The sequence below is a fragment of the Micrococcus sp. LASM2_SD2 genome (assembly GCF_057364565.1).
The window spans coordinates 1-4,630 of sequence record NZ_JBNFOB010000194.1 but is presented as its reverse complement, the minus strand read 5'-3'; the positions used below and the strand labels follow the sequence as shown (position 1 = coordinate 4,630).

Annotated in this window: 6 protein-coding genes and 1 tRNA gene; 6 read left to right on the top strand and 1 reads right to left on the bottom strand. The window is 71.0% G+C overall.

Annotation, left to right across the window (positions count from 1 at the left end; all coding sequences use genetic code 11):
* Positions 1-146 precede the first annotated feature (146 nt).
* Positions 147-602, top strand: coding sequence for a DUF4825 domain-containing protein (locus AC2W7A_RS09710; protein WP_485991180.1), 456 nt, complete (start codon positions 147-149; stop codon positions 600-602).
* 79 nt (positions 603-681) lie between these two features.
* A tRNA-Pro gene (locus tag AC2W7A_RS09705) sits at positions 682-755 on the top strand.
* A gap of 65 nt (positions 756-820) precedes the next feature.
* Here AC2W7A_RS09705 and AC2W7A_RS09700 read toward each other — a convergent pair.
* Positions 821-1,342, bottom strand: coding sequence for an adenine phosphoribosyltransferase (locus AC2W7A_RS09700; protein WP_485991179.1), 522 nt, complete (start codon positions 1,340-1,342; stop codon positions 821-823).
* Positions 1,343-1,464: 122 nt separating this feature from the next.
* Here AC2W7A_RS09700 and AC2W7A_RS09695 point away from each other — a divergent pair, with 122 nt between their 5' ends.
* The 4 genes from AC2W7A_RS09695 (at position 1,465) to ftsR (ending at position 4,481) form a co-directional block, all read left to right on the top strand.
* On the top strand, positions 1,465-2,964 hold the full coding sequence (locus AC2W7A_RS09695; protein ID WP_485991178.1) for a peptide MFS transporter: 1,500 nt from the start codon (positions 1,465-1,467) through the stop codon (positions 2,962-2,964).
* 172 nt (positions 2,965-3,136) lie between these two features.
* Positions 3,137-3,523: a glycine cleavage system protein GcvH gene (gene gcvH / locus AC2W7A_RS09690; RefSeq protein ID WP_485991177.1), complete on the top strand. Its 387-nt coding sequence runs from the start codon at positions 3,137-3,139 to the stop codon at positions 3,521-3,523.
* 84 nt (positions 3,524-3,607) lie between these two features.
* Positions 3,608-4,051 carry an FHA domain-containing protein gene (locus tag AC2W7A_RS09685; protein WP_485991176.1) on the top strand — a complete coding sequence of 148 codons (444 nt, stop codon included), beginning with the start codon at positions 3,608-3,610 and terminating at the stop codon, positions 4,049-4,051.
* Between the two features lie 13 nt (positions 4,052-4,064).
* Positions 4,065-4,481 carry a transcriptional regulator FtsR gene (ftsR, locus tag AC2W7A_RS09680; protein WP_485991175.1) on the top strand — a complete coding sequence of 139 codons (417 nt, stop codon included), beginning with the start codon at positions 4,065-4,067 and terminating at the stop codon, positions 4,479-4,481.
* Positions 4,482-4,630: the final 149 nt, after the last annotated feature.

The window sequence follows — 4,630 nt, the reverse complement described above, 5'->3', positions numbered from 1 at the left end:
CCGGTCCCTTCCCGACGACGCCCCCTCGCCCCCCGGTGCGCCACGCACCCAGGGCGCGGGGCCGTTCGTCGTGCGTGGTGCCGGCGTGCCCGGACGGGGAGCAGCGCTCTCATCCGGCTCCCACGGAAGCGGCCTACGATGACCGCATGACACGTTCTCTGCGCCGCACCACCGGCCTCGCCGTCGCCACGGCGCTGTCCCTGTCCGCGCTCACCGGCTGCGCCCAGATCGAGGAGCTCACCGGCCAGGCCGAGGAGCTGAAGGGCCAGGCCTCCGAGCTGCAGGGCCTGGAGGATCTCTCCCGCGAGAGGCTCGAGCAGTTCGACTGGTCCGTCCTGGACGAGTACAAGGGCACCTGGCTGGGGAACTTCAGCAAGGTCACCGAGATGTTCCGGCAGATGCCTGGTGCCGAGGGCATTGAGGACTTCCACATCAAGGGCGATCAGGGCGTGCTCGAGGTGAACTACGGCGAGGAGTCGCTCAAGGCCGACCCCGCCGTCCTGGAGGACACGCTGCGGGAACAGGCCGAGCAGGCGAAGGAGCGGATCCGGAACCTCGAGACCGTCGAGTTCACGGTCGGGGACCGGACCTACACCTTCTGAACACCTGCCCGATTCCGGCGAACCGGCGTGCATGCTGTATGGTGATCCAGTGCCGTTCCGGAGTTCTCCGGTACGACCTCGGGCATTGGCGCAGCTTGGTAGCGCGCTTGACTGGGGGTCAAGAGGTCGTGGGTTCAAATCCCGCATGCCCGACCCAGTGAAACCCGCGAGATCACCTCGATCTCGCGGGTTTCTTCGTCTCCGGGGCCGCCCGGGGCTCAGCCGGCGAACACGGCGTGCACGTCCGGCACGCGGGAACGGCCGCGGAGGGAGGGGATCTCCAGCAGCACCGCACTGCCGGCCACCTCGCAGCCGATCGAGCGGAGCACCTCGTGGGCGGCCACCAGGGTGCCTCCGGTGGCGAGCACGTCGTCCAGCACGAGCACCCGGGTGCCCGGCTCCACGTCCGCCTGGACCTCCACACAGGCCCGGCCGTACTCCAGGTCGTAGGCGGCCTCGGCCGCCGGGCGCGGCAGCTTCCCCGCCTTCCGGATCGGGAGGAGCCCGACGTCCGCCACCATGGCGGCGGCGCTGGCCAGCAGGAAGCCCCGAGCCTCCAGGCCGGCCACCACGTCGAACCGGCCGAAGAACGGCACCAGCATCTCCTGCACGCACGCGCGCAACGCCACCGGATCGGTGAGCAGGGGCATCACGTCCTGGAACACGACCCCCTCGGCGGGGAAGTCGGCCACCGGGGTGATCAGGCTGCGGGCACGGGTGAGGTCACGGTACTGGGGCATCCGTCCACGGTACGGGAGCCCGTGCACAGCGGGCGGCAGTGTGGGGAAGGTCACCGTGGGATCCGCGACACTCCGTGCCAGGAGCTTGCCGGACCCCTCCAGGCAGGAGGACAGTTCCGCCGGTGAAGACTCAGAACGACGCGTCGGGCCAGCCGACGCCGCCACAGACACCGACCGATGCCGGCACCGCCGACGAGACCACGACCTTCTTCGGCCAGCCGCGCCAGCTCGCCAGCCTGTTCTCCGTGGAGATGTGGGAGCGCTTCTCCTTCTACGGCATGCAGGTCATGCTCGTCTACTACATGAGTTGGGAGCTCACCCGCGGCGGCCTCGGCATGGACGAGGCGGTGGCCACAGGCATCGTGGGCGCCTACGGCGGACTCGTCTACGTGTTCTGCATCCTCGGCGGCTGGGTCGCGGACCGCCTGCTCGGCTCCGAGCGGACCATGTTCTCCAGCGCCGTGCTCATCATGCTCGGGCACATCGCGCTGGCCCTCGTGCCGGGCTTCGTAGGCCTGGGCATCGGCCTGATCCTCGTGGCCGTCGGCTCCGGCGGGCTCAAGGCGAACGCCGCCAACCTGGTCGGCGCCCTCTACTCCCGTGAGGACCCGCGCCGCGACGCCGGCTTCTCCCTCTTCTACATGGGCGTGAACATCGGTGCGCTCATCGGCCCGCTCATCACCGGCTTCGCCCGTGAGTCCTGGGGCTTCCACGTCGGCTTCGGCCTGGCCGCCGTGGGCATGGCGATCGGCCTGGTCCAGTACGCGATCTCCCGTCGATCCCTGCCGGCGGACGTGCACAGCGTCCCGGACCGCCTGCCGCGCTCGCAGTACGGGCGCACCGCGCTGTTCGCCCTGGCCGGCCTGGCCGTCGTCGCGGTGCTGTTCGCCACCGGCATCGTGAACGTCGGCAACCTGGCCGACGCCGTCGTGGTGGTGGCGGCCGTGGCCGCCGTGGCGATCTTCGTGGTGCTGCTGCGCTCGGACAAGGTGACGGCGGAGGAGCGGTCGCGCGTGAAGGCGTTCATCCCGCTGTTCATCGGATCCGCCGTGTTCTTCGCGCTGTTCCAGCAGCAGTTCACGGTGATCGCTCTGTACTCCGAGCAGCGCCTGGACCGCAGCGTGTTCGGCTGGGACATCCCGATGGAGTGGGTCAACTCGATCAACCCGATCTTCATCATCCTCTTCGCCCCGGTCTTCGCCGCCCTGTGGACGCGGCTCGGCCGCCGCCAGCCGGTCACCCCGGCCAAGTTCGGCCTGGGTCTGATCGCCATCGGCGTCGCGTTCCTGCTGTTCATCCCGATGGCCCCGGTGGCGGCCGTACCGCTGCTGTGGCTGACCCTGATCCTGTTCGTCGCCACGGTCGGCGAGCTGCTGGTGTCCCCGGTGGGGCTGTCCCTGTCCACGAAGCTGGCCCCGGCGGCCTTCCCGGTGCTCATGGTGGCCCTGTACAACCTGTCCGTGGCCCTCGGCACCGCCGCCGCCGGGTCCCTCGCGGGCTCGTACTCGGCGGACAACGAGGCCGCCTACTTCGGCATGATCGGCGCCGTGACGGTAGGTGTCGGCGTGCTGATGCTGCTCATCGTCAAGCCGGTGCACCGCGCCATGCGCGGCATCGACTGACCGCCGCCGCGGCGGTGTCGCCTCGCCCTTCCCGACGACGGCTCCCCGCCCCCGGTGCGCACCGCACCGGGGGCACGGTGCGCCCGGCCGAGAGGGGGAGTAGAACGGGTCACATTTCCGTTACGCTGTGCAGTGACCACGCTGTCCGTCGACCGACACAGGAGACACCGCCATGAGCGCCATTCCCGAGGGCCTGAAGTACTCCGCCGAGCACGAGTGGATCGCCGAGACCTCCACCGCCGGCACCGTCCGCATCGGCATCACCGACTTCGCGCAGGACGCCCTGGGCGACGTCGTCTACGTCGACCTGCCGGAGGTCGGCACCCAGGTCGAGTCCGGCTCCGCCGTGGGCGAGGTCGAGTCCACCAAGTCGGTCTCCGACATCTTCGCGCCCGTCTCCGGCACCGTCACCGCGGTGAACGAGGACCTGGACGGTGAGCCCGGTCTCGTCAACACCGCCCCGTACGAGGGCGGCTGGCTGTTCGAGGTCGAGCTGTCCGACGCCTCCCAGACGGACGCGCTGATGGACGCCGCCGGCTACGCCGAGCAGGTCGGCTGACCCGGCGCGCACCCCCACCCGCCGCACCCGCGGCCGTACCGTCCCGAGCGAGTCGGGGCCCAGTTCAGGAGCGACGAACACACCATGCAGGAGCACCACTCCCCGGCCGGAGCCGGTCGCGAGCCCGATGCCCACACCACGAGCATCAGCCTCCCGGACCTGGCACCGGTCTCCGACCGCAGCCTGTCCGGCGAGGAGCGTGAGGCGATCGCCGCGCTGCCCGAGGACTCGGCCCTCCTGGTTGCCCATGAGGGTCCGGACCACGGCGCCCGCTTCCTGCTGGACGAGGACGTGGTCCTGGTGGGCCGCCACCCGGACGCGGACATCTTCCTGGACGACGTCACGGTCTCGCGCCGCCACGCGGAGTTCCGGCGCAACGAGCGCGGCTACGAGCTCGTGGACAGCAACTCCCTGAACGGCACGTTCGTGAACCAGGACCGGGTGGACCAGGTCCAGCTGCGCAACGGCATGCAGCTGCAGATCGGCAAGTTCCGCCTGATCTACTACACCGCGCCGAGCCGCGCCTGAGGCCACGGACGCCGTGCAGGCCGACGCTACGAGCACGCCGCGAGGCCCCCGAGAGGACTCGGGGGCGTCGTCGTCCACCCTCACCATCGGCGAGGTCCTGGCCGAGCTGCGGGACGAGTTCCCGCGCGTGGCCGCCTCCAAGCTCCGCTTCCTCGAGGAGCGCGGGCTCGTGCACCCCACACGCACGCCGGCCGGCTATCGCAAGTTCACCGCGGAGGACGTGGATCGGCTCCGGTTCGTCCTGACCGTGCAGCGCGACCAGTTCCTCCCGCTCAAGGTCATCCGAGAGCACCTGGACGCCCTGGACCGGGGCGAGCGGCCCGAGCCCCTGCCCGGCGGGCACACCCTCGCCCCCGGCCGAGGCGCGGGCGCGGCGGACGCCGCTCCCCAGCGCCGACGGCGGAACAGCTCTGCGCGTCCCAGGGACTGACCCCGGCCGCCCTGGCCGAGCTCGAGCGGTTCGCCCTGCTGCCCGCGCCGGATGCGGACGGCCGGTATCCCGCCCACGCCGCCGGGACGTGGTCGGCGCCCGTCGCGTGCTCGCCGAGCACGGACATGGAGCCACTCAGCCTGCGGCCT